Genomic DNA, 22,503 nt, shown 5'->3' on the forward strand with positions numbered 1-22,503 from the left:
GCCATCCCACCTAGAACAAAGGAGACCGTATGTTTCAGAACCCCGAGCAGTTCGCCAACGCCACCAAGACGCTGTTTGAATTCCAGCTGGAGACCTTCAACACCTTGACCAACCGCGCCATGCAAGGGGTGGAGCAAGCGGTGACCCTGAATATCGCCACGGCGCGCAAGGCGCTGGACGAGCAGATCGACGCCAGCCGCAAGGTCAGCGCCTCCGTCTCGCCGCAGGAAGCCATGGGTGTCATCACTGCCCGCCTGCAGCCCGGCATGGCCGCCACCAACGCCTACAACCAGCAGCTGGGCGCCCTGCTGAGCGAAATGTCGAACGACTTCCACAAAGCCGCCGACGCCCACCTGGCCGAGGCCAAATCCAACCTCAGCGCCCTGATTTACGACGTAACCCAGAATGTGCGCCCCGGTTCGGACAACGCGGTGCAGATTGTCAAAACAGCCATTGATAACGCCTTCAAAGGCTATGAACAGGTGACCCAGGCCACGCGCGACGCCGTCACCGCCTTCGAACAGCAATTAGAAAAAGTCAACTCCTCCGGCAAAAAGTGACAGCGTGGCGGGTGACGCGTTATACTGTATATAAATACAGTTTTCGCGTCGCCTCGCCTGCATGAACCAAATCCTTGAAAATCCGTTCTACTACCTGGACAACTTCCACCAGGTCCTGCACTGGATTGGCGAGCGCTATAGCGACCTGCTGACGGAAGAAGAGGCCGGATTCCTCGCCTGTTTCCCCACCTTGCCCCAGCCATCGCGCGCCCTGTTCGTGCGCATGGTGATGCGCAAGGGGGAGCTGTTCCGTGCCTCCAAGTTGAGCTATCCCGAGATCGGCTGCACGATTGCCGCCGCCGCGCCGCTGGTCGGGCAAGGCTGGGTGGTACAGGACCCGGAGCTGACGCTGGACGAGCTGTTCGAGCTGCTGCAAAAGCCCGAAATCACGCGCGTCTTCGCCTTGAGCGGCGCCGAGCGCAGCGCCCGCAAAGCCGAGCAGCTGGAAGCCCTGCGCGAGCGCCACGCGGGCCGCCACCGCTTCACGGCCTGGTTTGCCGATGCCGGCGACCAGGTCTACCACATTCTTTCCAAGCCCCTGTGCGACCGCCTGCGGCTGATCTTCTTCGGTAACTTCCACCAGGACTGGTCGGAGTTCGTGCTGTCCAACCTGGGCATCTACCGTTACGAAAAAGTCGAATTCTCGCCCGCCGCGCGCGGCTTCCGCTCGCGCCGCGACATCGACGACTACCTGGCCCTGCACGCCTGCCGCGAACGATTCGGCGCAGGCGAAGACCCGCTGCAGTTGGCGCGCGAACTACCGGCCCTGGTGGGCGACAACGAATGGCTGCACAGCCGCCGCCAGAAGATGCTGTTCCAGTTCGGCCAGCAGACGGAAAAGCTGGGCAACTGGGCCGGCGCCTTTGAACTGTACGAACAATGCGCCTACCCCGGCGCCCGCGCCCGCGCCATCCGCGTACTGGAGAAGGACGAACGCCTCGGCCTGGCCTACGAATGGCTGCAGCGCGCGCAGGCCGCGCCTGAAAGCGAGGCCGAACGCCAGCAATTGCTGCGCATGGCGCCGCGCCTGCGCCGCAAGCTTGGCCATATGCGCGAACCGTCGCACGCGCTGACGCCGGTCGAGCGCATCGACCTGGTGCTGCCGATGCCGGCCGAAGATTGGTGGGTGGAAGGCGTCGTGCGCGACCACTTGTGGCAGGACGAGGCGCCCTGCTTTTATGTGGAAAATGCCCTGGCCAACTCCCTGTTTGGCCTGCTGTGCTGGGACGCGGTATTTGCCGCCATTCCCGGCGCCTTCTTCCATCCCTTCCACCATGGTCCTGCCGACTTGCACAGCGCCGACTTCCAGCACCGCCGCGCCGCCCTGTTCGACGCTTGTTTCGCCAAGCTGGAAGACGACAGCTACCGCGACGCCATCCGCACCAACTTCGTCGCCAAGGCCGGCCTGCAGTCGCCCTTCGTCTACTGGGACGCGATCGACGGGGAACTGCTTGAATTGGCGCTGGACTGCATTCCCGCCGCCCACCTGAAGCGGTGGTTCGAGCGCATCCTGCTGGATATCAAGGCCAACCGCAGCGGCTTCCCGGACCTGATCCGCTTCTGGCCCGAAGAACGGCGCTACCAGATGGTGGAAGTCAAAGGCCCCGGCGACCGCCTGCAGGACAACCAGCTGCGCTGGATCGACTACTGCGCCGAGCACGGCATGCCGGTCTCCGTCTGTTACCTGGCGTGGCAAGAATGAGCTATACGATTGCCGTCCGCGCCCTGTGCGAGTTCACCGCCAAGCAAGGCGACCTGGACCTGCGCTTCACGCCCACGCCGACCGCCCAGGAAGGCATCGAGGGCCACGCCATCGTCACCAGCCGCCGCGACGACGACTATGAGCGCGAGCTCAGCCTGTCCGGCGACTTCGGCCCGCTGCACGTGCGCGGCCGCGCCGACGGCTACAATCCGCGCAAGAACCAGCTTGAGGAAATCAAGACTTACCGCGGCGATTTGTCGCGCCAGCCCGCCAACCACCGCATCCTGCACTGGGCCCAGCTCAAGGTCTACGGCCACCTGCTGTGCGAAGCCCGCGGGTTGAGCGCACTGCGCCTGGCACTGGTCTATTTCGACATCGGCACGCAGAAAGAAACCGTCTTGACCGAGGAAGCCGACGCCGCCTCGCTGCGCGCCTTCTTCGAAGACCAGTGCGGCCGCTTTATCGCATGGGCCGAACAGGAACTGGCGCACCGCAGCGCGCGCGACGAGCAATTGCGTGCCTTGCGCTTCCCGCATGCAGACTTTCGCCCCGGCCAGCGCCAGCTTGCCGAAGCAATGTACAAAGCCAGCGCACGCGGCTGCTCGCTGCTGGCACAGGCGCCGACTGGCATCGGCAAGAGCATCGGCAGCATTTTCCCGATGCTGAAGGCCAGCGCCGAGCATGGCCTGGACAAGGTGTTCTTCCTGGCCGCCAAGACCAGCGGCCGCAGCATGGCGCTCGGCGCCGTGGAAACAATCAAGCGCAGCGCCCCCTTATTGCCGCTGCGCGCGCTCGAACTGGCAGCCAAGACCACCGCCTGCGAAAACCCGGACAAGGCCTGCCACGGCGAATCATGCCCGCTGGCGCAAGGCTTCTACGACCGTCTGCCGGCCGCCCGCGCCGCCGCCCTGCAAAAGCCGATGCTGGACCGCGCCTCGGTGCGGGAAGCCGCTCTGGAGCACCAGGTCTGCCCCTACTACCTGCAGTCGGAACTGGTGCGCTGGGCCGACGTAGTGGTGGGCGACTACAACTACTACTTCGACATCAGCGCCATGCTCTACAGCCTGACGCAGATGAACGGCTGGAAGGTCGGCGTACTGGCGGACGAAGCGCACAATATGGTCTCGCGCGCCCGCAAAATGTACTCCGCCGAAATGGACCATGTGCGCCTGCGGGTGCTGCGCAAGACGGCGCCCGAAGCGCTGCGCAAGCCGCTCGACCGCGTGCACCGGCAATGGAGCGCGCTGGAAAAGGAGCAGGAAGCCGAATATTCCAGCCACGCCGAACTGCCCGAAAAATTCATGGCCGCGCTGCAAACGGCATGCACCGAGATCGGCGACTACATGGCTGAACATCCGGCCTGGTTCGATGCCGACGTGCTGGACTTCTATTTCAACGCCCTGCTGTTCGGCCGCCTGGCGGAAAGCTTCGGCGAACATTCGATGTTCGACATCGAGAAAACCGACGGCGGGCGAGGCGCTGGCGCCAGCAGGATCAATTCCGTGCTCTGCATCCGCAACATCCTGCCCGCGCCTTTCCTGAAGCAGCGCTTCGAAGCCGCGCATGCGGTCGCGCTGTTTTCCGCCACCTTAAGTCCCTGGAACTATTATGCGGACACGCTCGGTATGCCGGCCGATACCGCCTGGGTCGATGTCGCCTCGCCATTTGACGCGCAGCAGCTGCAAGTGCACATCGCCAGCCATATCTCTACCCGCTACCAGCACCGCGGCCGTTCGCTGGGCCCCATTGCCACCCTGATGGGCGAGCAATACCAACGCCAGCCGGGCAATTACCTAGCCTTTTTCAGCAGCTTCGATTACATGGAAAAGGTCGCCGACCTGTTCGCAGCGCAGCACCCGGACGTGCCGCAATGGCGCCAGGAACGACGCATGGATGAAAGCGCACGCGACGCCTTCCTGGCCCGCTTCCGCGAAGGCGGCCAAGGCGTCGGCTTTGCCGTGCTGGGAGGCTCGTTCGGCGAAGGCATCGACCTGCCGGGCGACCGCCTGATCGGCGCCTTCATCGCCACGCTTGGCCTACCCCAGATCAACCCCGTCAACGAGCAAATCAAGGCCCGCATGGAGGCCACTTTCGGCGCGGGCTATGACTACACCTACCTCTATCCCGGCCTGCAAAAAGTCGTCCAGGCAGCCGGGCGCGTGATCCGCACGACCAGCGACCGCGGAACGGTCCACCTTATCGACGACCGCTTCGGCCGGCCGGAAGTCCAGGCCCTGCTTCCCGCCTGGTGGCAGCTCGACTCGCGAAACCTGGTTTAGCGCGTGCGTTGTCCGGAACCGCACAGCAAGGCGTGGTTTTCCTTGCGCTGCTGGATGACGGCCTGGCGTTCTTCCTCGGTGGCGGCGACGCCGTTCCTGAAACTGATCGACTTGGTCTTTTCAGCAAAAACGATCTGCTGCGCGTCGCGGGTGCACATTTCCTCGTCCGTCATCGCCTTGTTCGAGCGATGCATGCTGGGGTTGTACGGGGATTTACTGGCATTTCGCGCCGCGACATCGTCCGCTTCCCGGTTCGCGTTCTCACGCACCAGGCGGCGTTCACGCGATTCGCGTTCGCGCTGGCGCCAATCGTCGCTTGCGGGTGCTGCCCGCTGCGGCGCCTGTTCAACAGCCAATTCCTTGCTGTTGACGCCTTCCTGGGGCCGGTCAGAGTAATGGACTTTACCGCTGGCGTCGGTCCACTTATACAGTTGCGCATGTGCCGGCACGGAGGCCAGCGCGATCATTAAAGCTAATACGGTCTTCATGCCGGGAGTATATGAAAAACCAAGCCCTCCGTTTCTCTCACATTCTCACTTTATTCAAGCATCTACCAACATTTGGACCTCATTAAGGCCGGCAAGGGCCGCCGCAATGAAGAAATACTTCAATTCGGCGACGCCCTGTTCGTCCCCGGGCTGCGGCGAGTCGTCCAAATTATCTTTAGGACTGAAGTCGTCATTCAGGAAGCCCAGGAAATAAGCAACCAACTTCGCATGGGCGGGCGCCAGGTCGCCAACATTGAATGCCATATGCAGTATCTGGCTCGAGGTAATGCGCGTCTTTTTGGAGAAGAAACCGCCCCATTTCCGTTCCGCCGGAAGGTTGGCCTCGTAAAGTTCCTTACGGCCGCGCGCGGCATCGATAGCGGCGCCATCAAATTGGAAATCGTTGATCGCGCGGGTCAGCAGGAGGCCGCGTGGGGAATCCAGATCGTCCGGCAAGCGGGACACCAGCCAGCGCTCCGTGCTTGCCGACAGCGGATAGTGCACCGCACCTCCGCATCCGAAATCGTCGTTTCGCACGTTGGCAGGACAGGCGACGCAGTGCTGCTTAAGCGCATTCAGCGGAGCCGATTCCTCGATCAGGTCTCCGATACGCATCTGAGTCTCCTCAGGTCCCTCGGGACGCTGCATGATCGTCTGGAAAGTCCAGTCGGATTCAGGCTTGCTCTTGTCGACCTTTGGATCCTTGCGCATCACTTCCGCCACCATGGACGCGCGATTGCGCGCCTTGATCATTCGAAGGAGGTCGGCATCGGAAACTGCTTCGCGCACTTGGCAAGGAAAAGATGCAAAATAGTCAATCGCCATGGATTTTCACACTTATGGACAGGATTTTTCGGACACGATGAATTGGAAGGTCTGGGTAAAGCTGTCCAACGCGCTCATCACCCGGGCCTCATATTTTGCATCGAGGATGATCGCCGACAGCATTACCACGTCATCGCCAATAACCGTCGTCAGATAATACTGCATTGAGTCGCCCTGCTTCCCCGGGACTTTCATCTGCCAAAGCTTGAACAGTAAGGCAGGGGTGCCCTCAACCGCAGGCCTATTCCGGCTACCAATCTCCTGGAATTTGCTCCGGGGGTTGCCTACCTTGGCAATGAATTCACGTTCGTAGGCGGTGTGCCTGTGCAGAACGGCGGCGTCACCCCCAGCCTCACCGTCAACGATGAACTGCGATTTTGGGGTTGTCAGGAATTGGTAGTGGATGCCGTCGATGAAGAACTGCACCGACTCTGGCGGCCCGCCGGAATCCTTACGAAATTCTGTGCCCGGCAATACAAAGCTGGAATCGCCGTCACTTCGCGAAGGGTAGAAAATGAAGGCCTTTCCGCTGAGGGCTTTGTTGACGCTCAAAGACCCAGGCGGGCCGCAATGCGCAGCCTGACATGAGGTGGCAACCAGCAATGCGGTAAGTATGCTTGCGCTATATATGCTTCTCATCGGTAAAAATTAGGAACGGGCGCTGAAACTTAAGCTGAGGGCCGCTTCCGCCCCTAAGCCGTCCTCCGACTACGATATTGCTTTTACCAGATCTTGGGCCACGAGCAGCTGGACTTGATACACCCGGCTTAACCCCCTTAGATAATCTCGCAGCTCATACCGCTTAATACTCGGCGTATCTCCGGCATCTGATCTATCAATTCGTACTGCCGCAAGAAAAGCGCCCTCTATAAGTACCGTGTAGAAGTCCTCCGATTGATCAGGAGTCCAATGCAAAACCAACGCATTTCCAACACTGTAACCTGCCGATTGAAGAACTTCTTTTAACCTAGATTGAGAATTGGCGGAAAAATGAAAAGCACGGGAGGCTTTTAATTCCTCCCGATAGTCTTGCTCTAGCTTACTTCCAATCAATCTCATGATCTAGCGCCTAGTTTTCCGTTGTTTCGGACTATCTGGTTCCGCTATTGGCCGAAAACGGTATCCTGAATGCGACACCGGCAATAGTGTTCGCCTTTTCGCATCGCTCCAGCCGCGTTGGAGCCATCCATCCAGATCGGAATCTTGGTTTGTCAGGACTCTCTCAGCAATAGAGTCGACAAAACCGCCAGGACAAGTGCCATTAAGAAGTTGCGATAGGCAGGCAGTCACGCGATGCTGAATTTCATTAACTTTTCGAAGTAGCCGAGGATGTTCGAGATCATCGGTACCGGCTTCATAACTGCTGCGGCCAACAATAGTTAACTCAAAGCTCAGCCTCGCGAGGAAGCGAAGCTGCAACTCAAGTGGAAGTCCGTTCACCCATACTGCCTCTTCAGAAATTGTGAGCATAAATCCCATAAACATCTAATTGATCGTCAGCTGTTGGCCGAATTGAGACGCAGGCCTACCAGTCCCAAGACGGAAGCTCGTCGCCCTCAGCAAGTTCGCATCCGTAAAAGGTCGCACCTCCGACTTTAACTCCTTCCAAAACCGCGCCGCCCGCCTTTATTGACTCGATTGCCGCAAGCTCGAAGTTGGCATCAGTAAGGTCAGAGTTCGAAAAATTAACGCATTTGAGATTGCATCCCCTAAAGCTTGTGCCGCGCAAGCTCGCCCCCGAAAAATCTGCATCAGGAAACCAAGGATGCTTCTCGAAGTCAGCACCATCTAGATTGATTCCAGAAAGGTTCGCGTCACTAAGCTCGGTATTCGGAAAGTGGCGCTCTCCAGCAGCATATCTCCGTTCAAGTTCATCACGGGTTTGAGGTGCCACGGAGACTTCTAGCGGACACGAATTCATACAAGTTTCTTCTATTACGACCGGCTGCTTCTGGCCGCCTTCGGACCAAGGAAGGCATTGCATCATCTAACAGTCAGCGTCAAATCTAGTTTGAGCCAGTACAGCTCAATCATCCACGTCGCCAACGGACAGGTCTTCCCCCAGCAATTCCAGGCCGCCCAGCAAACCGGCTTCGCGCTCGCCGTCCCCAATCCTGCGTACCGACCATAATGCCCCGATGAAGGCAAACGCTCCGACGGAATAACACCACAGCGCTTCACCGCCTCGTGGCGAACGAAGCAAATGTTCAAGCAAGGCGCCAGCGAAGACGATGCAGAAGCAGGTAGAAATGATCTTCCACCGACGTTCAAACCCCTCCAGCTCCTCAAGCGTTTGGAATTTTTCCATTGCGCGCCCTCCCGATTTCAGTTGCATTGATAGATACTGATCGTACCGCGGTCCTGCTTCGGCAAATGCCAACCAGTCAGGCCAAACGGTGTTTTGACGAGGTAGGCCATATCAGAGGACTCCGACACTCCGGGCAATATGCCAAGCACCGTGATCTTGGTTCCAGGTACCACGGTCGCCACTACCTGTTTGCTGCTGGGCGACTCATAAAGCTGGGTCGTCGATTCAACATCGGTTTCAGCCCCAAGGTAAAGCAGCGGCTGCACCACCTCGACCAGTCCCTTCCCTTTTTGCGCGATCTTGCGGGTGTAGCGAGGGCCACAAAGTTCAAGGTGCGTCTGGTTCAGGTAGGCCATGCCATTTCCTGAAAAATACCACTCCCCGTCATCGAGGTCGAAGACCGGATACTTGCCAAGCAGTGCACCTGAACGCGCATCGACAAGCTCATAGTAGGAAGGGAAATGAACCAGGTCGCGAATAAGGTCGACATGCACGCGCAATTCCGCCGAAAAGGCAACGGTTCCCAAGCGGGTCTTTTTATACACGATAGGATCGTAGCCGTCCTGGGATACCGGCTTGCCGCTCCATTTCAGGAATTGCGCTGCGCTTTCAACATGCAGATGCGGTGCGACGACGGCCTTCCCTGCGAAGAGTTCGGCTTGCGCATTGGCGTGCGCGAGGGAACCGGCTCCAGTCATTCCCGCCACAAGGGCCAATGCTCCAATCAAGATTTTTTTCATCGAGTAATCAACCATACCCATTCAATTGCACTGATAGACATTCAGTCGACCTTCATCCGTCGGACTTACCACGTGCCAGCCCGTCAAGCCAAACGGCGTCTTGACGAGGAGCGCCATTCCGTAAAACTCTGTGCGTCCGGGCGCCAATCCAAGCACCGTCACCTTGGTCTCCGGGGCGAGCGTCGCCACCACCTTACCGCCGTTGGGCGTCTCGTATAGTTGGGTCGTAGTTTCGGCATAGGTTTCGGTGCCAACATAGACCAGTGGCTGCGCCACCTCAATCAGCGTCTTCCCCTTTTGCTGGAACTTGCGTGTATGGCGCGGCCCGCAAAGCTGCGAGTGTTCTTGATTCAGGTACGCGCTTCCATTACCGGCGAAGTACCAGACCGCATGGTCTGTATTGGGGACAGAATATTTGCCCAGGACCGCGCCCGAGTGCGCATCCACAAGCTGAAAATACGAGGGAAAACTGTGCTTGTTGTCGATCGTATCGATATGAACACGCAGATCGGCAGAAAAGGTAACCGTCCCTATGCGCGTCTTGTCGAAACCGTCCGGATCATAATCGCCCTGTGGTACCGGCTGGTCGCCCCATTTAACGAACTGGGACTGCTTCTCTACATAGACGTTCGGTGCAACTTGAATCTTCTCCGCGAACAGTTTCGCTTGCTTATCGTTGTCCTCACGGGCTTCGGCGACGGCCTGACTGGCCGATAACGAGAGAAACAATGCAGCCAACAGAGCCAGACATTGCATGGCTTGGCGAATTTGTGACGCGATCAAACAGATACTCCAACGGGTGCCATCACGGTTTGGCAGTAGAATTAATGATTTTGCAAATTTTAACATGGCGGCCAATGCCGCCGCGGCATTAGGAAATCATGAACTTATTGAAGACGCTGGCCATTGCCTTCGCCGCATTTGCGGTACTTGCTCCAGCCCGCGCTATTGAGCCTGGCGAACGTAAGAATATTCTCGATGCCATTCGTCCGCTTGCGGCGCAGGAAGCCAATCAGCCAGTTCGCATTAAGGTCGATACGCTGAATGTAGATTCCGGCTGGGCTGTCCTGGTTGGAAACCTTGTGGGGCCTCCTGGCCAGTACATCGATTGGGACCGCTCATTCTCCTGCAAAGAAGACCTGGACAGGATGTTATGGGTGGTGCTGCACAAAAACAAGAAGGGCTGGCAGGTCAAACATATGGACATCTGCGCATCGGAGCCGCCTTACTGGTACATAGAACAGTATGGCGGACTGGTATGGCCTTGCGGTGTCTATAAAGGCCTGCAGGTGGGCGAAGAAACGCTGGAGACACAATGCCGCCGCGAGCGCAGCAACAAATAAGGTTTGCCAGGCCCCCGGCCGAATCCACATCAACCAAGGGCCGAGCAGGCTATTCCGCTTTTTCTAGTGCCAGTCCGCAGGGAATAGCTGGCCAGTGGTGACGTCCAGTTGTTTGTACAACGGCACGCCAGTCCAATCGGTGAGATTGAAGACGGTCTGCGAGTCAGCCAGCTTTCTGACCTCCACGCTGGAAATTGTCAGGGGAGTTTTGGGCAAGCACACGCTTGGCGGAACTGAGGGGCGAACAAAGTAGACCGCGCTTTCCGTCGTTGTCGAAGGGTTGCTGACCCGTCTTGCAGTGACAGGGTTCCCTTCACCATTCCCCTGAACCAGCAACGCGGTCTCGACGCTCATACCGATACCGCGTGCGGTCTTGTTTCCGCTGGAGGACGCGGGGAGGACACCGCCACTGCATCCAAAGGTTCCGCCTGGCGTGACCGTTGGTGCCACGATCCGCGAAATAAAGGCAATGAAGCGCCCCATGCGATCACGGCTGTCGAAGTGGGAATCAAAAATCAGACTCTCCAACGCCGGCGGTGCAATAAAACCGCCCTGCAAACTCAGGGGCGACGGGTCGAAGGTGATGTCCTTGTAGTACGGATCAAGCATCGACAACTCCGAAGTGGCAGACTTATATAGCGCGGAATAATCGAACTGGCCAAGCACCGCCAGACCGGCGCTCGTACCGCCGATCGGGACGTTCTTTTTCATTAAAGCTGCCAACGTCTTTTCAAGCAAAGTCCCTTTCCAGAAACGGATGTAGTGACTCTGATCCCCGCCTGCGATAAAGACGACGTTAGCCTTGGACAGGATGGCGTTGACGGCCTCGTTATTGGCTGCCTTCACGCTCGGAATGACCAGCGTCTCCACTGATGTCAGGCCCAAGGAGGCGCCTCCCACCCACATCTCTGCGACGTTTTCGGATGTCGACGATGCGGCATCGCTATAAAAAATATACGGATTGTAGCCATCTTCCCCGGTCGCCCGAATGACGACAAATCGCCCTCCGGTACCCGGTTTAATTCCGGCTCGCTGAATCATCCAACGAAAGGCAGGATCTACGTCAGGACCGCCGCCCATCAGCACGAATGAAGGCGTGGGTCGGGAGGTTGGTGCCGTTACCAGGGCATTGACGTCGCCTGTTGGGTAATACGAGTAGAGCGGAATTGGTTTGGCAGGCTCAAAGATAGGTTCTGCATGAGCCAAGCCGGCGAACAAAAATGACGCAAGCACAAGCAAGTAGTGGAACAAGCGTGTCGACATTTTTTACCTCCGTTTATTTTCCAGAATCGGCTCATTGCCGGGAATAAGCCGCAAGATCAATTTTTGGCGCGACGCCGCTTGGCAGAGTTCGACAGCAACAACAAACCGCCCAGGATTAACGCGTAGGTCGGCGGCTCGGGCACTTCAGCAACACCAAAGACCAGCGTGCCGAAGTTCCACATACCTTCAGGTTCGTCAAATGCAAGGTCTTTGTAGCCATCGTGGAATTCAAGGCGCAGGATACCGTCAATACCTACTTGAAAAATCTGGCCCAGGTCGCCTAAATTCTGGAATCCGGAGTAATCCATCGTGCCGTCAAAATCGTCTCCGCCGCCTGGGGTAAAGGTGATTCCGTTGCCCACCGTGTCGCTGAACGTGATTTTCATCTCCGACAAGTAACTACCTGCATAGCTCGTCAGATTAATGTCCCACTTGAGACTCGTAATCGATGCCAGGGACCCGACATAAAAGTCGAGAATGAAGTTACTTGCCGAACCTCTTTCATCATTATCTGGAATGCCGGTAACGTCGACCTGCAAAGAATGTTGCAAAGCGCTTTGCTGGGGGAGCAGCGCATTCACGCTTAGCGGATTTGCTTGCGCCAAGCCCAGCCCCATTACCTCAATGGCCACAAAGAAAGCGAGTAAACGCAGTAGGTGCTTTGCTCTTATCATGATTACTTTCCCATAACAAATAGCCCGGCATGTGGGCAGACTTTCTAACGGAAAGAGCCTTATTGAACAGCTTAAGAAGGCGCAGGATTACAAGAATAACATTACCATACAGTCAATGTTTGGTGTCAAATCAATAAAACACCGGAAGGCCGCAGGCGAAGGTCAAGAAGTGCGGAGTGCCGCACACCGATTAATGTCCCGCGATGGAAGATGGAGAATCGCCGACACCCGCGCGGCACCAGAACCTAAACCGCGTCGACTCCACACTTCAATGGGAAGCTCCTGCTTCGCGCATCTTGTTCGATGCCCTTGGCAATCTTCTCAAGCGTTTCCCTGCTACCGACCATCAGCTGGGCGCAACCTTTCGCATGTACCTTCAACGTCAGTTCAATTGCCGCCTGTCGGTCTCTCTGCGAGTATTTTTCGATGACGCCGACGACATACTCCATCGGCGTGGTCTCGTCGTTATAGAGTGCCAGCGCGTGAAGCTCGTCACCCTGTCGCCATTTCAATTCCTGCCCCGCTTCAACGGCCATCGGGACGATTGTGTACTGCTCTGAAAGCACAATGAAATCGGCGGCACGCTGTTCCGCAACAAGATTCCGCTCGCGGCGAATACGGGTTCTATTGAATTTCTTGAGTAAGGTACTAATCATCAAAGCTAACTAAGGATTTAAAGTGGAAGACTTCCACTCATCGCGCAGCAGGCTGTATTGATACAGGTCGTGATACCGTTCGGACCAATATCCGGCCTGACGCAGCAGGCCTTCGCGCTTGAAGCCAAGTTTAGCAAGAGAGCGTAACGAATCCGCGTTCTCGGGATGGACCTGCGCCTCGATTCGATTAAGCTGCATATGCCCCCAGCCCCAGGCTATGACGGCGCGCAGAGCCTCTTGCATGTAGCCCCTACCGCGTGCCTCAGGATACAGTTCATAGCCGACCGTGCAGCGCCGCCAGTTGCGGTTCCAGGCAAACAATCCGCACGTGCCGATCAACTTTTCCTGACCCTTCAGCTGCAGCCCCCAACGGGTGCCAGGATTAGCCAGCGCACGCCAACCAGCGAATAGCTCTACCAGTTTGGCCGCCGCCGCCTCGTCCGGCAGCGGGTCCGAGCCGAACCACTTCATGGACTCCCGATCCCCATGGATAGCAAATAGAGCGGGAACATCATCGAGTACGATCTCGCGCAATAGAAGGCGCTCGGTCTCGATTATGGGGAAATCTGCGGTTTGCATGGCCGTCCTAAGTGAGGTCTAACTCCCAGCCCTGCCGGGGTTCCTCATTAAGATCATGATCATACCGCTCACGCCATCCCGGCTGCGAAATAGGAAGAAATTCGGCCAGCAAATCCTTATGCACCTGGGTAAACGACAGCCCCAGATGGGCCGGCGCCACTGGCGAAGACCAGTATTCAAGCGATTGCACGCCGTTTCGGGCCCAGATACGAAACTCCGGCTCCGATTCATCCAGCTCCAGATCGGCAACATCTCGCTGCGTCGACAGCCCGAGTTCGACGAACGGAAGCCCGGGGAGCTTTCGATGCACATCGCGCAGCAATGCATCGCGGCGTTTGTGATCCTGGATGTAACCGATTTCCACAGTAGCGCTGGGCCATGCATTGGGGTTAGCCATATCCGCTGCGCGTTTCCATATGCAGCGACGAATCATCGGCGGAAGAAAGTCCTTATCGCGATTCATCGTGTCGTCCGAAAACACTTGCAGCGACTCGTGCAAACCCGGGCCAGGCCACTTGATGGTCAACCGAAAGTCCGCTTCCAGCCAGCCAAAAGAGTCGATGAACTTCGGTGGAAAGATCGCCGTTGGGCCCTTTATCAAAGCGCGGCCAATACGCAGGCAGCGGCGTCGATTAGTGTTCATTTGTGTCGTGGTCATCAGAATGAGAGGCTAAAAAACTTACTCTGAAATGCGATAACGGGCAATCGAGCCGTCCTTGCGTTTTGTAAGGATAACGTCACCCACAGTTTCTGGGCTGCCCAGATACTCAATATTCGGTCCGCCCTGCACTTCAGAGATCAACAGCTGTCCGCCGCTGGTTTTCCAGGAAAGAATTGGTCCGGAAAAGCGCAGCTTTGGCGTGTACAGGGAACGGAGTGGGCGAAGTTGAGCATGCAGTTAGACATCTATTATTCCGTTGGTTTTGACTCGACAGTTGTGATGTGGCTTGAAACAATCATTGGAGTCGCGCCCATCTGACCAAGGCGGCTAGTAAATGGAGAAAAGGCATGTGAAGCAGCGATAAACAAAACTCCGGCCAAGATTGCAACCAGCACTAACCATCCGGTCAAGAGCCACAGACCGGCAGCAAGAGAAAAACACCCGAAAATCAGAAGCGTGTCGCCGACCCTTCTCGTATTCATTCCGATTCTTCCCAGGATGCCATCTAACGTCCAACGTAACTGGCTGCCGGAGCGCGCAGCGTGGAGGCAGTCCAGTTGACCGCAAGGTTGGGCCCTTTAATCATTTGTACCAGAACACCAAAGGCGAAACGAGAAAGTGTCCGGATCGTCTGTTGGGGATACATTGAGATCAGCCCTGATTGCCAACATCAACTGATTTAGCGCATGGTCATGCGTCTCTACCGAAGGATTCGGGTTTGACCTCGCGATCGCGTCTTGAAACTGGCGGAGCGCCGAAAGTACCCTCTGCGCGGCAACCAATCCAATAGTGTTTGTGGCGCGAGCCCAGCGACGTTGCGCTTCAGGAGTTGAATCGGAGCCCACTGTGCGGCTCAGAGCATCCAAGAACTCACGATAATGTTCCAATTTTTGTTTGCGCCATTCGGCCTCACGTTCTTTTCTCTTAGTCAGGAAGAACGTACCTGCAGCAACCACAATACTGGCGGCGGCAGAAATTATAGCGACAGTGATCGGTGTATCCATTGTCAGGAAGCCCAACGTTTACGATCAGCGGCGCCGTCAAGCGTTCGCTGGATTGGTTTGTTGGGGCTAGCGTCAAATCGTATCATTTGACCTCGTTGATAGCCCGGACACCTACCTTTGCAGCGATAGCATTGAGCGCATCGCGATCCGATTTTTTCAAGATTAACTGGGTCGAAACAAAGCGGTCAAGGCCATGAAGCACGCCAAGTTCTCCGGTGCGGCCACGAATGGCAAACTTAGAAAGCGTGGACCGAAGCACGGCGATTTCTTCGGAAGTCAATTGCACTTCAGGCATTACAGCTTTGCTCCCCAACGTTGGACGTAACCGGACGCTGCAGCGCGCAGCGATGCAGTGGTCCGGTTGACGGAATGGTTGGGACAAATAGCGGAGTTCATGGTTTTGACTTTTCGGGCTTTTCGAGAACCGGAACGTCTTCGCCGGAGAGGAGTTCTGACAAGTCTTCCGGGGAAAGCTTTTTCATTTTCGCCTCAAGTTTCCGATCATAGTTCCGGTCATTCGGTTCCCAGCCCTTTTGTGCCTTTCGACCATATTCCTGAACGAAGCGCCCAAGCTTTCCAGCGAGACTCGCTTTGGTGCGGTTAGATGGCATTGCATTCCCAAAGTTGAACGTAACCGGCTGCAGCTGCGCGCAGCGATGCGAAGGTCCGGTTGACGGAATGGTTAGCGCGGATTCTAAAATTCATGTTCTAGCCCAATACATTCGACCTGACTGCAGGCATACCACGCAACGTCTTTGAACTCGCAGGACCCGCCCAAATTATCTTTCAAAAATTTGCAATTCACGAACTCGCACTCCACAAATTTTGATCCCGAAAACGACGTGCCAAAGAAAGTGCAGTTTGTGAACTTAACGTTCACGAAAACGGCGCAGTTGAATAGACCCCAGTACCATTCGCAGTTTGTCAGGGAACACCCGACAAAAACGCCGTCAACATCACCGCCTTCCGTTGTGATGTTAGAAAAGTCGCAGTACTGATAGATGTCTCTCAAACGCGAAAGGTGATCTGTCGAATTCGAATCGAATTGTTGAGACTCAAATAGCATAGGGCCGCTAACGCCTCTGTTCAGCCGCGCCGAAGGCGTCGGCTGGAACACTAGGTTCGGCCGTTAGCATATTCAAATTCCTCAAATGGTAATTCGATTGGAGAAAGTAAATAGGAAATACCATCTTCGGATTGCTTAACGTGCCAGACAGCGACTCCAACTGAAGGGACGCTTAATGCTAACGGAAACGCGAACGGCGGAACCCAGAGCAATTCGATGTCACCGTCGCCGGCCCAGCCTATTTCAAGAAAGGATATCTTGGCTTGGTCAATGTAGGGTGCCGCGTTGGCTGCCGATCCAAGCACAAGTTCGGGTTTCAATGCGAACTGGCGGTTGTCGATGTATTCGTAGCCGTAAGCGTGGAAATCCCTCATTGCTTCGGGTGGATAGTTGACAATCTGTCCTATTGGAATCGTGTAGCCCATGTTCTTCTTGAAGTGGTTAAAGCCGAACGTACTTGAATTAACCGGCGCGCTTCAGCGCGTCCGAGTTGAATGAATGGTTGGGCGATAGCTAGCCATGACGCCAACCAAGTAACGTGGCAATGCCTATCGATACTGCAACGGCGCCCGCGCACCCAAAACCGATAACGAAGGCCCAAAACAAGAAAGGATGCTCTTTCGCATTGGTGAATCCACCACCCTCCCATTCGATCCGTCGCTTCAACGCAAAAGAAGTACAAACCGCGACGATGATTATTCCACCAAGTAGCGATTCCCACGCTTCGTTCATTTCAGGGCCCAACGTAAAGTAGACGTCATATTGACGTATTTTAAAATTTTACCATGACGCACAAACACAGCTTGAAGGGCATTTACGTGAGTAAAAGCAAAGCCGAAATCGATTGATTCAATCTTGAGGGACAGGGAATTGTGAATGCACTATCGTATGACTTAGCCGTGGCTAAAAGTCCGCTTCTGGCTTCGGCTTCAAAAATCTATCTCATCTGACAAGCAGTGCCTGGGCAATCTGAGCTAGTAAATCTAATTGCACTGAGCAAGCGCACTTTCGGCATCGCATGGCACTTTCCCTTCAAGCAGCGAAAGATCTGAGGAGACCACACCTTTGCACAGCATGATGGTTTCGTTTTCGCTGCCGTCGGCAGTTACTCGAACCCCACGGTGGTACTGCTCACTCTCATCGGAGTATTCAAAGACGGCATAGGAATACTTGCCGATCGCGAAGCGAACCTCGAATCTACTTGTTTCGGCCCGTGTGTAGTGCGAAAACAGGAATTCTCTGGTCGAACCATTCGGCCTCTTGGGAAACTCCAGTTCAACGTTGGATGGAGACCCGAACCGATAGTAGAGCCTACCTGTGCTCGCCGTGATTTCCGGAGTCGAACACATCGAAACGATCTTCCCGCCTTTCCCAATACCACATGCGAAGATGACCTTCTCATTAGCCGCGCACAGGCTCTCGCCCGCCGATACCGTTTGCAGAAATGAGAGTAGCAACGAAAAACTCAGGCTGCGGCGCATCATCGCTTTCCCGCTTTGACGCGCCTGAGAAACCGGAGGAGATCATCCGGTTCATCGGCAGGAATGAAATACGCGAACTTACCTTGGTTTTCGTAAGCGCCAGTAAGAATGGCACCATTGGCATCCAGGGCCAGCGTACGAGGAACGTAGTCCCCGTCGCTGCCGAATTTCTTGCTTAACGCGGGCTCCGTATCTTGATCCGCCCGCATCAGCACCAGTCCACGCAGTGCTTTGACGACTTCAGGGTCTTTGAAAAACTTGGAGTACGCCTTGCAAGTCCCACACCAATCGGCATAGACAATCAGAATGCCGCGCTGGCCACCATCTTTGAGCATGGGCATTCCCTGCTCATAACTCACCCAATGTAATTCCTTGTCGTTCCAGTCGATTTTTGCCGGAGATTCCGCGTGCAAAGCCGTCGTCAAAAGGGATCACAAACACAGGACGAGAAATTTAATAACTCGCATAGAAAAGCATTGTTTTTTATTCAGGCGCGAAGTCTATCACTTTCGCGCGGGATCCCATTCCTGGATGGGTCCGTGCGCTACCCAGCCTTGGCCGACCTACCCATTGAAGATCGCATTGAGTTTCGCGCACCAGCGCTTCGCCGGTACCTCACCCTGCATGGGAAACTTCAGGAACGGGCTGTTTTCGTCGGCAACCTCAAGCACCAGCTTGTAGTTCTTCTTGTACTCGGTATGCGTGACGGTCGGCTCCCGCATATTCGTTCCAGGAATATACGCACCGCCCGTGATACCTACGTCCATGCGGGTTCCGGTCCCCCATTCGTAGTACCACTGAAGCACGTAAGAGAAATCGTGGATCTTGTATTCGCCATTGACACTGTTGCAGGCAACGAGCTTTCGGTTCGTTTTATCGAAAGCGAAGAACACCGGGCTCGGATATCCGAGCATGTTTTCGGCATTCAGGTTCAAGGACTCTTTGGCATTGATACTCTCGACCAGGAGACGACCACGCCGCGCAATCCCCAACAGGGTCTTGATGGCCAGATAGCAAATGCCTGCGGCGGCAAGGAGGAACAAGAAGAGGTTGAAACTTCGCATCTGCGAAGAGAAGATCAGCACAAGAAGCGAAATGATGGCCGCGATGCCGGTGATGCCGGCAATCGGGATAGCGAAGGTGCCGAGCAGTGCTACACCAACTGAACGAATGACTGCTGACATGATTGGTCTCCTGAATAAGTTGAAGGAAGAACGTAGTTTCAAACTTGCAGCTTGATGCAGTTGGCCCCCAACTAAAGCCCCTTCACCTTTTGGTATCCGCTGCGGCTGACCGGAATTTTCCGGCCATCCTTCAGCACCGCGCAGTGACTGTCCTTGGTCGCCTGCTCGATACGCTCGATGCGCTCCACATTAACGATCCAGGAGCGATGCAGGCGTACAAAGCGGGTCTGATCGAGCTGTTCTCCAAGTTCCGACAGGCGCTGGTTCTTCAGGTACTGCTTTCCTTCTGCCAGGATCTCGACGTAATCGTCCTGCGCTTCGATGGAATCGATACGCTCCGCCGCGATCACATGGACGCGCGAGCCATCGCGAATCAGCACACGCTCGAGCGGGCCGTTGCGGGTAGCCGCTTCCGCCGCCATCTGCGCCACCGCCGGACGGTCGGCACCGAGGCGGGTGCGGACATGGGCAATCGCCTGGTCCATGCGCTCTTGCGGATAAGGCTTGAGCAGGTAGTCGATCGCATGCACTTCGAACGCCTTCAACGCATACTGGTCGTAAGCGGTGGCGAATACATAATGCGGCTTGCTGCCTGCCAGCTCCACTACTTCAAAGCCGTCAAGCTTGGGCATCTGGATATCGAGGAAGACCACATCCGGCTCCAGTTCGGCAATCGCTTTCACCGCTTCAAAGCCGTTGCCACATTCGGCCACCACCTCCACATCGGCGTGTGCCCGCAGGTATTCCCGCATGACGCCGCGGGCCAGTTCTTCATCATCGACAATGATGACGCGCATGGTTCAGGACTCCTTTTTCTCAGCGGGCAGCGTCAGCGCCACCCGGTATTTATTGTTTTCGTGCGTGCAGTGCACGCTGGCCTGGTGCCCGTAGGCCGCAGCCAGCCGCTCCCGCACATTGACCAGGCCAATGCCGTTGCCCTTGCGGGGCGGCGTGTCCGGGTCGGTATCGTTTTCCACGTCGACCTTCAGCAGCGATCCTTCGCGGCGGGCGTCGATGCGCACCGTGCCGCCATCCGGCATGCCGCCGATGCCGTGCTTGACAGCGTTTTCCACCAGCGGCTGCAGGATCATCGGAGGCAGCAGGCATGCCAGCGCCGCTTCATCCACTTCCTGCTCCACCCCAAGCCGCGCGCCGAAGCGCACCTTTTCAATCGCCAGGAAATGGCCGATCAGGCGCACTTCCTCTTCCAACGTGATCTTGCCTTGTGCTTCGATGCCCAGGCTCTGGCGGAAGAAGTCCGACAGGCGCTGCGTCATGTCCCGTGCACGCTTGGCGTCGATCGTGGTCAGAGCGCTGATCGAGTTCAGGCTGTTGAACAGGAAGTGCGGGTCAATCTGGGTCCGCAGCATGCGCAGCTCGGCGTCGCGCGCCAGCAGCTTGGACTCCAGTTCGCGCTGCTCCGCTTGCCGGGCGCGGACAAATTCCCCGATCAGGTAATTCAGCGTTGCAAGAAGACCGTACATCAGGATGCCAAGCGAGAACAGCAAGGCCGTCAGCTGCGGCCGCAGCGCAATGCCTTGGGCGCCGAGTGCTTCGACCGTGAAATTCCACAGCTGCATCAGCATCACCCACAGGAAGCCGGCCCATACTGCGGCCGTCAACGTCGACATCAGGATCACAGCAGGGCTGCGTTCGCGCAGCGGGTTGGCCTTGCAGATATAGAAGGCGGAAAACCCCGCGCCGATCGAAAACAGCAACGTCACCGGCACCGCAAACAGCATGGCGCGCAGCCAAGGCTCGTCCCCCAGCTGCGCCACCGCACCGCCCAGTCCTACGCCCAGCAGCAGCCATACCGTCAGGTACAGGAGGATGCCGCTGCGGCTGGCCAGTACCCGTTGCATCAGTTACGGATATCCACGCCGCCCATGATGGCGGTGCCGCGCACCACCAGGCGCTTGCTGGCGTCCTTCGGCTCCATCGTCTTTTCGTCGAAGCCGCCCAGGATTGGCGTGCCTTCCAGCTCCACCGTCCAGTCCGTCGGGACCTTGATCGAAACGCCGCCCATCATGGCAAACACGTTCAGCACGGCGGTGCCATTCATCGAGGCGGTGCGCATGTCCAGTTCAATGCCGCCCATCAGGCTGGTCAGGTCGCCGCCGCGGAAGTCCTGGGTCGTCACCTTGCGGTTGACGCCGCCGAGGATGGCCGTCAGGTCCAGCACGCGCTCGCCAGTCTCGCCCTCGTCCACATTGAGGAAGGAGTCGGCATCGCTGCCCGACGCATCGCTACCTGCCGCCGCTTGCTTGCTGCGCTTGCTGGCGCGGAACACCATCATCAGGCCCAGGCCGATAATCCCGAACGGGAAGATGACTTTCCAGCTGATGTAGATCAGGCCCAGCCCTTTCAGCAGCGACACGGCGCCGAATCCGATCAGGAAGATGCCGGTAAAAGCCGCCCCGCTGCCGCGCTGCGGCGCCTTCGACAGGATCGATGCGCCCACAATCATCAGGATGAAGGGCCAGAAATGCACGTGCATGTCGAGGTCGATCCAGCCCAGGTTATCGATCAGGAACAGGAAGCCGGCCAGGATCACCGCTGCGCCAACGAGCATCTGCGCGGCGGGATTACGTTCACGATTGCGGTTACGCATTATTGCTTCTCCTCATTTTTAGCGGTGTATTTAATCACAACTGGCTGCAGCAGCAGGTTGATGCCGGCGATGATGACCAGGATCGGCCAGCTGTTATGGAAACTCAGTCCCCACAGGTGTTCGAACGACACATAGAACCAGCCGGCAAAGCCGATATGGCACAGGCCGTCGACCACATGCGCCGGCGTCGTCGGCGGGATCAGCTTGACTGCGCCGAAGGCCATGGCCAGGAAAGGCCAGTAGCGCCAGAGTTGGCCGATCGGCGGCAGAGGAATGTCGGTCAGGAACAGCACGCCCACCGCGATCACGACCAGGCCCCAGAGCAGTTGGCTGCGGCCTTGCATATCTTTGCTCATTTCTTGCTCCCCGTTGATTGGATGGATGAACGATACCGGGGTGCAGGGGGCGGCGAAACGGCTTTTCGGCGAACGGCGGTGGCGGGTCGGTGAATGGCGAAAATTTCAGCGAACGGCGAAAAAAAACCCGCTGCATTGCGGCAGCGGGCCCAGGAGAGAAGGTACGGGGGCCTAGCGCCCTTGCTCCATCTTCGGCTCGAACAGCATCAACCCCCAGCCCAGCTGACGGCGAATCTCCTCTGGCGATGGAGGGGGTTTGGCTTCCTGCGAACGGCGCTCAAGGTATTCCCGCACCACATACTTGGATGGATGGTTTGACTCGGTCATGATAGGCCTCCGTGTTCTGTTTTTAGGCCGGGTGCCTCGCTACGGCAGATGCCGGCTCGGGATTCTGGATGATGAGCGCTGGGCGCTGCAATCACGGTTCCATCTTATTTCCAGGCACCTCGGCAAACGGTGCGTTTGCGAACAATTCCCCCGTCAGTTCAGCTCACGTTACTGTGGGAATCGGCCTACGGATTGTGGTTTAAAACCCATGCAGGCTCGTGTACATAAAAATTTAATCCTTGACGTTTGTCGGCATTTGGACGGTGCCCCGCAATGCCGTTCATCCTTTGTACGCCTGAAAACATACACACTTCACTAATGAATTATCGACCAAATGGGGTCGGCTATATTGGTCAACGTTGGCAAGCAGGAAAGGTTATATTTTCAGCAGGCCAC

The 22,503-nt window shown here is 56.8% G+C and carries 31 protein-coding genes; 4 read left to right on the top strand and 27 right to left on the bottom strand.

The features are described 5' to 3' along the window. The first annotated feature begins 29 nt into the window (after window positions 1–29). The 3 genes from H597_RS0120240 (at window position 30) to H597_RS0120250 (ending at window position 4,541) form a co-directional block, all read left to right on the top strand. Window positions 30–560, top strand: coding sequence for a phasin family protein (locus H597_RS0120240; protein ID WP_028103725.1), 531 nt, complete (start codon window positions 30–32; stop codon window positions 558–560). A 61-nt stretch (window positions 561–621) separates the two neighbouring features. Beyond that, window positions 622–2,262 carry a VRR-NUC domain-containing protein gene (locus tag H597_RS0120245; protein ID WP_028103726.1) on the top strand — a complete coding sequence of 547 codons (1,641 nt, stop codon included), beginning with the start codon at window positions 622–624 and terminating at the stop codon, window positions 2,260–2,262. Then, the gene (locus H597_RS0120250; RefSeq protein ID WP_028103727.1) at window positions 2,259–4,541 is read left to right on the top strand and encodes an ATP-dependent DNA helicase; all 2,283 of its coding nucleotides are present in this window, start codon (window positions 2,259–2,261) and stop codon (window positions 4,539–4,541) included. The genes H597_RS0120245 and H597_RS0120250 overlap by 4 nt, the downstream gene beginning before the upstream one ends. On the opposite strand, the gene H597_RS0120255 is transcribed toward H597_RS0120250, so the two are convergent. From H597_RS0120255 to H597_RS0120285, 8 genes are all read right to left on the bottom strand, one after another. Then, on the bottom strand, window positions 4,538–5,029 hold the full coding sequence (locus H597_RS0120255; protein WP_083941204.1) for a DUF4124 domain-containing protein: 492 nt from the start codon (window positions 5,027–5,029) through the stop codon (window positions 4,538–4,540). The genes H597_RS0120250 and H597_RS0120255 overlap by 4 nt on opposite strands. A gap of 54 nt (window positions 5,030–5,083) precedes the next feature. Then, window positions 5,084–5,854, bottom strand: coding sequence for a hypothetical protein (locus tag H597_RS0120260; RefSeq protein ID WP_028103729.1), 771 nt, complete (start codon window positions 5,852–5,854; stop codon window positions 5,084–5,086). Between the two features lie 12 nt (window positions 5,855–5,866). After that, window positions 5,867–6,406: a hypothetical protein gene (locus H597_RS33450; protein WP_051293958.1), complete on the bottom strand. Its 540-nt coding sequence runs from the start codon at window positions 6,404–6,406 to the stop codon at window positions 5,867–5,869. 156 nt (window positions 6,407–6,562) lie between these two features. Beyond that, window positions 6,563–6,913: a hypothetical protein gene (locus H597_RS34970; RefSeq protein WP_154668187.1), complete on the bottom strand. Its 351-nt coding sequence runs from the start codon at window positions 6,911–6,913 to the stop codon at window positions 6,563–6,565. Window positions 6,914–7,379: 466 nt separating this feature from the next. Continuing rightward, window positions 7,380–7,748: a pentapeptide repeat-containing protein gene (locus H597_RS34270; protein ID WP_161630629.1), complete on the bottom strand. Its 369-nt coding sequence runs from the start codon at window positions 7,746–7,748 to the stop codon at window positions 7,380–7,382. A gap of 132 nt (window positions 7,749–7,880) precedes the next feature. After that, on the bottom strand, window positions 7,881–8,162 hold the full coding sequence (locus tag H597_RS0120275; RefSeq protein ID WP_028103730.1) for a hypothetical protein: 282 nt from the start codon (window positions 8,160–8,162) through the stop codon (window positions 7,881–7,883). A 17-nt stretch (window positions 8,163–8,179) separates the two neighbouring features. Continuing rightward, window positions 8,180–8,902, bottom strand: coding sequence for an SH3 domain-containing protein (locus H597_RS0120280; RefSeq protein WP_154668188.1), 723 nt, complete (start codon window positions 8,900–8,902; stop codon window positions 8,180–8,182). 21 nt (window positions 8,903–8,923) lie between these two features. After that, on the bottom strand, window positions 8,924–9,685 hold the full coding sequence (locus H597_RS0120285; protein ID WP_154668189.1) for a hypothetical protein: 762 nt from the start codon (window positions 9,683–9,685) through the stop codon (window positions 8,924–8,926). Window positions 9,686–9,783: 98 nt separating this feature from the next. Here H597_RS0120285 and H597_RS0120290 point away from each other — a divergent pair, with 98 nt between their 5' ends. Further along, window positions 9,784–10,245, top strand: coding sequence for a hypothetical protein (locus H597_RS0120290; protein ID WP_028103733.1), 462 nt, complete (start codon window positions 9,784–9,786; stop codon window positions 10,243–10,245). Between the two features lie 63 nt (window positions 10,246–10,308). Here the strand turns inward: H597_RS0120290 and H597_RS31785 are convergent, their stop codons facing one another. The 19 genes from H597_RS31785 to H597_RS35505 all read right to left on the bottom strand — a co-directional run bounded on the left by H597_RS31785 (window position 10,309) and on the right by H597_RS35505 (window position 22,107). Next, entirely contained in the window at window positions 10,309–11,508 is a 1,200-nt protein-coding gene (locus H597_RS31785; protein ID WP_051293959.1) for a cyanophycinase, read from the bottom strand. 56 nt (window positions 11,509–11,564) lie between these two features. After that, window positions 11,565–12,182: a PEP-CTERM sorting domain-containing protein gene (locus H597_RS0120300; RefSeq protein ID WP_051293960.1), complete on the bottom strand. Its 618-nt coding sequence runs from the start codon at window positions 12,180–12,182 to the stop codon at window positions 11,565–11,567. Between the two features lie 245 nt (window positions 12,183–12,427). Then, window positions 12,428–12,838 (bottom strand): ATP-dependent Clp protease adaptor ClpS, encoded by a 411-nt coding sequence (locus H597_RS33455; protein WP_028103735.1) that lies wholly within the window; start codon window positions 12,836–12,838, stop codon window positions 12,428–12,430. A gap of 9 nt (window positions 12,839–12,847) precedes the next feature. Next, window positions 12,848–13,417, bottom strand: coding sequence for a GNAT family N-acetyltransferase (locus H597_RS0120310; RefSeq protein ID WP_028103736.1), 570 nt, complete (start codon window positions 13,415–13,417; stop codon window positions 12,848–12,850). Window positions 13,418–13,424: 7 nt separating this feature from the next. After that, a complete protein-coding gene (locus H597_RS0120315; protein WP_154668190.1) occupies window positions 13,425–14,060 on the bottom strand; it encodes a hypothetical protein in 636 nt (211 codons plus the stop codon). 266 nt (window positions 14,061–14,326) lie between these two features. Continuing rightward, complete coding sequence (locus H597_RS34975) at window positions 14,327–14,560, bottom strand: hypothetical protein (RefSeq protein WP_154668191.1); 234 nt, start codon at window positions 14,558–14,560, stop codon at window positions 14,327–14,329. Window positions 14,561–14,656: 96 nt separating this feature from the next. After that, complete coding sequence (locus H597_RS34980) at window positions 14,657–15,082, bottom strand: hypothetical protein (protein WP_154668192.1); 426 nt, start codon at window positions 15,080–15,082, stop codon at window positions 14,657–14,659. 82 nt (window positions 15,083–15,164) lie between these two features. After that, window positions 15,165–15,377, bottom strand: coding sequence for a hypothetical protein (locus tag H597_RS0120320; protein ID WP_028103738.1), 213 nt, complete (start codon window positions 15,375–15,377; stop codon window positions 15,165–15,167). Window positions 15,378–15,474: 97 nt separating this feature from the next. Further along, window positions 15,475–15,693 (bottom strand): hypothetical protein, encoded by a 219-nt coding sequence (locus H597_RS34275; protein ID WP_083941206.1) that lies wholly within the window; start codon window positions 15,691–15,693, stop codon window positions 15,475–15,477. Between the two features lie 83 nt (window positions 15,694–15,776). Beyond that, the gene (locus tag H597_RS36280) at window positions 15,777–16,148 is read right to left on the bottom strand and encodes a pentapeptide repeat-containing protein (RefSeq protein ID WP_371850741.1); all 372 of its coding nucleotides are present in this window, start codon (window positions 16,146–16,148) and stop codon (window positions 15,777–15,779) included. A 50-nt stretch (window positions 16,149–16,198) separates the two neighbouring features. Then, window positions 16,199–16,573 carry a hypothetical protein gene (locus H597_RS0120325; protein ID WP_028103739.1) on the bottom strand — a complete coding sequence of 125 codons (375 nt, stop codon included), beginning with the start codon at window positions 16,571–16,573 and terminating at the stop codon, window positions 16,199–16,201. 558 nt (window positions 16,574–17,131) lie between these two features. Further along, the gene (locus H597_RS33460) at window positions 17,132–17,632 is read right to left on the bottom strand and encodes a hypothetical protein (RefSeq protein WP_154668194.1); all 501 of its coding nucleotides are present in this window, start codon (window positions 17,630–17,632) and stop codon (window positions 17,132–17,134) included. Further along, window positions 17,629–18,054, bottom strand: a complete 426-nt coding sequence (locus H597_RS0120335; protein WP_211232072.1) for a thioredoxin family protein — start codon at window positions 18,052–18,054, stop codon at window positions 17,629–17,631. Before H597_RS0120335 ends, H597_RS33460 begins: the two co-directional genes overlap by 4 nt. A 138-nt stretch (window positions 18,055–18,192) precedes the next feature. After that, entirely contained in the window at window positions 18,193–18,813 is a 621-nt protein-coding gene (locus tag H597_RS0120340; protein WP_028103741.1) for a hypothetical protein, read from the bottom strand. A 71-nt stretch (window positions 18,814–18,884) separates the two neighbouring features. Beyond that, complete coding sequence (locus tag H597_RS0120345; RefSeq protein ID WP_028103742.1) at window positions 18,885–19,610, bottom strand: LytR/AlgR family response regulator transcription factor; 726 nt, start codon at window positions 19,608–19,610, stop codon at window positions 18,885–18,887. A gap of 3 nt (window positions 19,611–19,613) precedes the next feature. Further along, a complete protein-coding gene (locus tag H597_RS0120350) occupies window positions 19,614–20,675 on the bottom strand; it encodes a sensor histidine kinase (RefSeq protein ID WP_028103743.1) in 1,062 nt (353 codons plus the stop codon). After that, window positions 20,675–21,424: a LiaF transmembrane domain-containing protein gene (locus H597_RS0120355; RefSeq protein ID WP_028103744.1), complete on the bottom strand. Its 750-nt coding sequence runs from the start codon at window positions 21,422–21,424 to the stop codon at window positions 20,675–20,677. The genes H597_RS0120350 and H597_RS0120355 overlap by 1 nt, the downstream gene beginning before the upstream one ends. Further along, window positions 21,424–21,780, bottom strand: a complete 357-nt coding sequence (locus H597_RS0120360) for a LiaF transmembrane domain-containing protein (RefSeq protein WP_028103745.1) — start codon at window positions 21,778–21,780, stop codon at window positions 21,424–21,426. Before H597_RS0120360 ends, H597_RS0120355 begins: the two co-directional genes overlap by 1 nt. A 171-nt stretch (window positions 21,781–21,951) precedes the next feature. Further along, window positions 21,952–22,107, bottom strand: coding sequence for a hypothetical protein (locus tag H597_RS35505; RefSeq protein ID WP_169433294.1), 156 nt, complete (start codon window positions 22,105–22,107; stop codon window positions 21,952–21,954). Between the last annotated feature and the right edge of the window lie 396 nt (window positions 22,108–22,503).

Source organism: Pseudoduganella violaceinigra DSM 15887, assembly GCF_000425385.1.
In the GTDB taxonomy this organism is placed as follows: domain Bacteria; phylum Pseudomonadota; class Gammaproteobacteria; order Burkholderiales; family Burkholderiaceae_D; genus Rugamonas; species Rugamonas violaceinigra.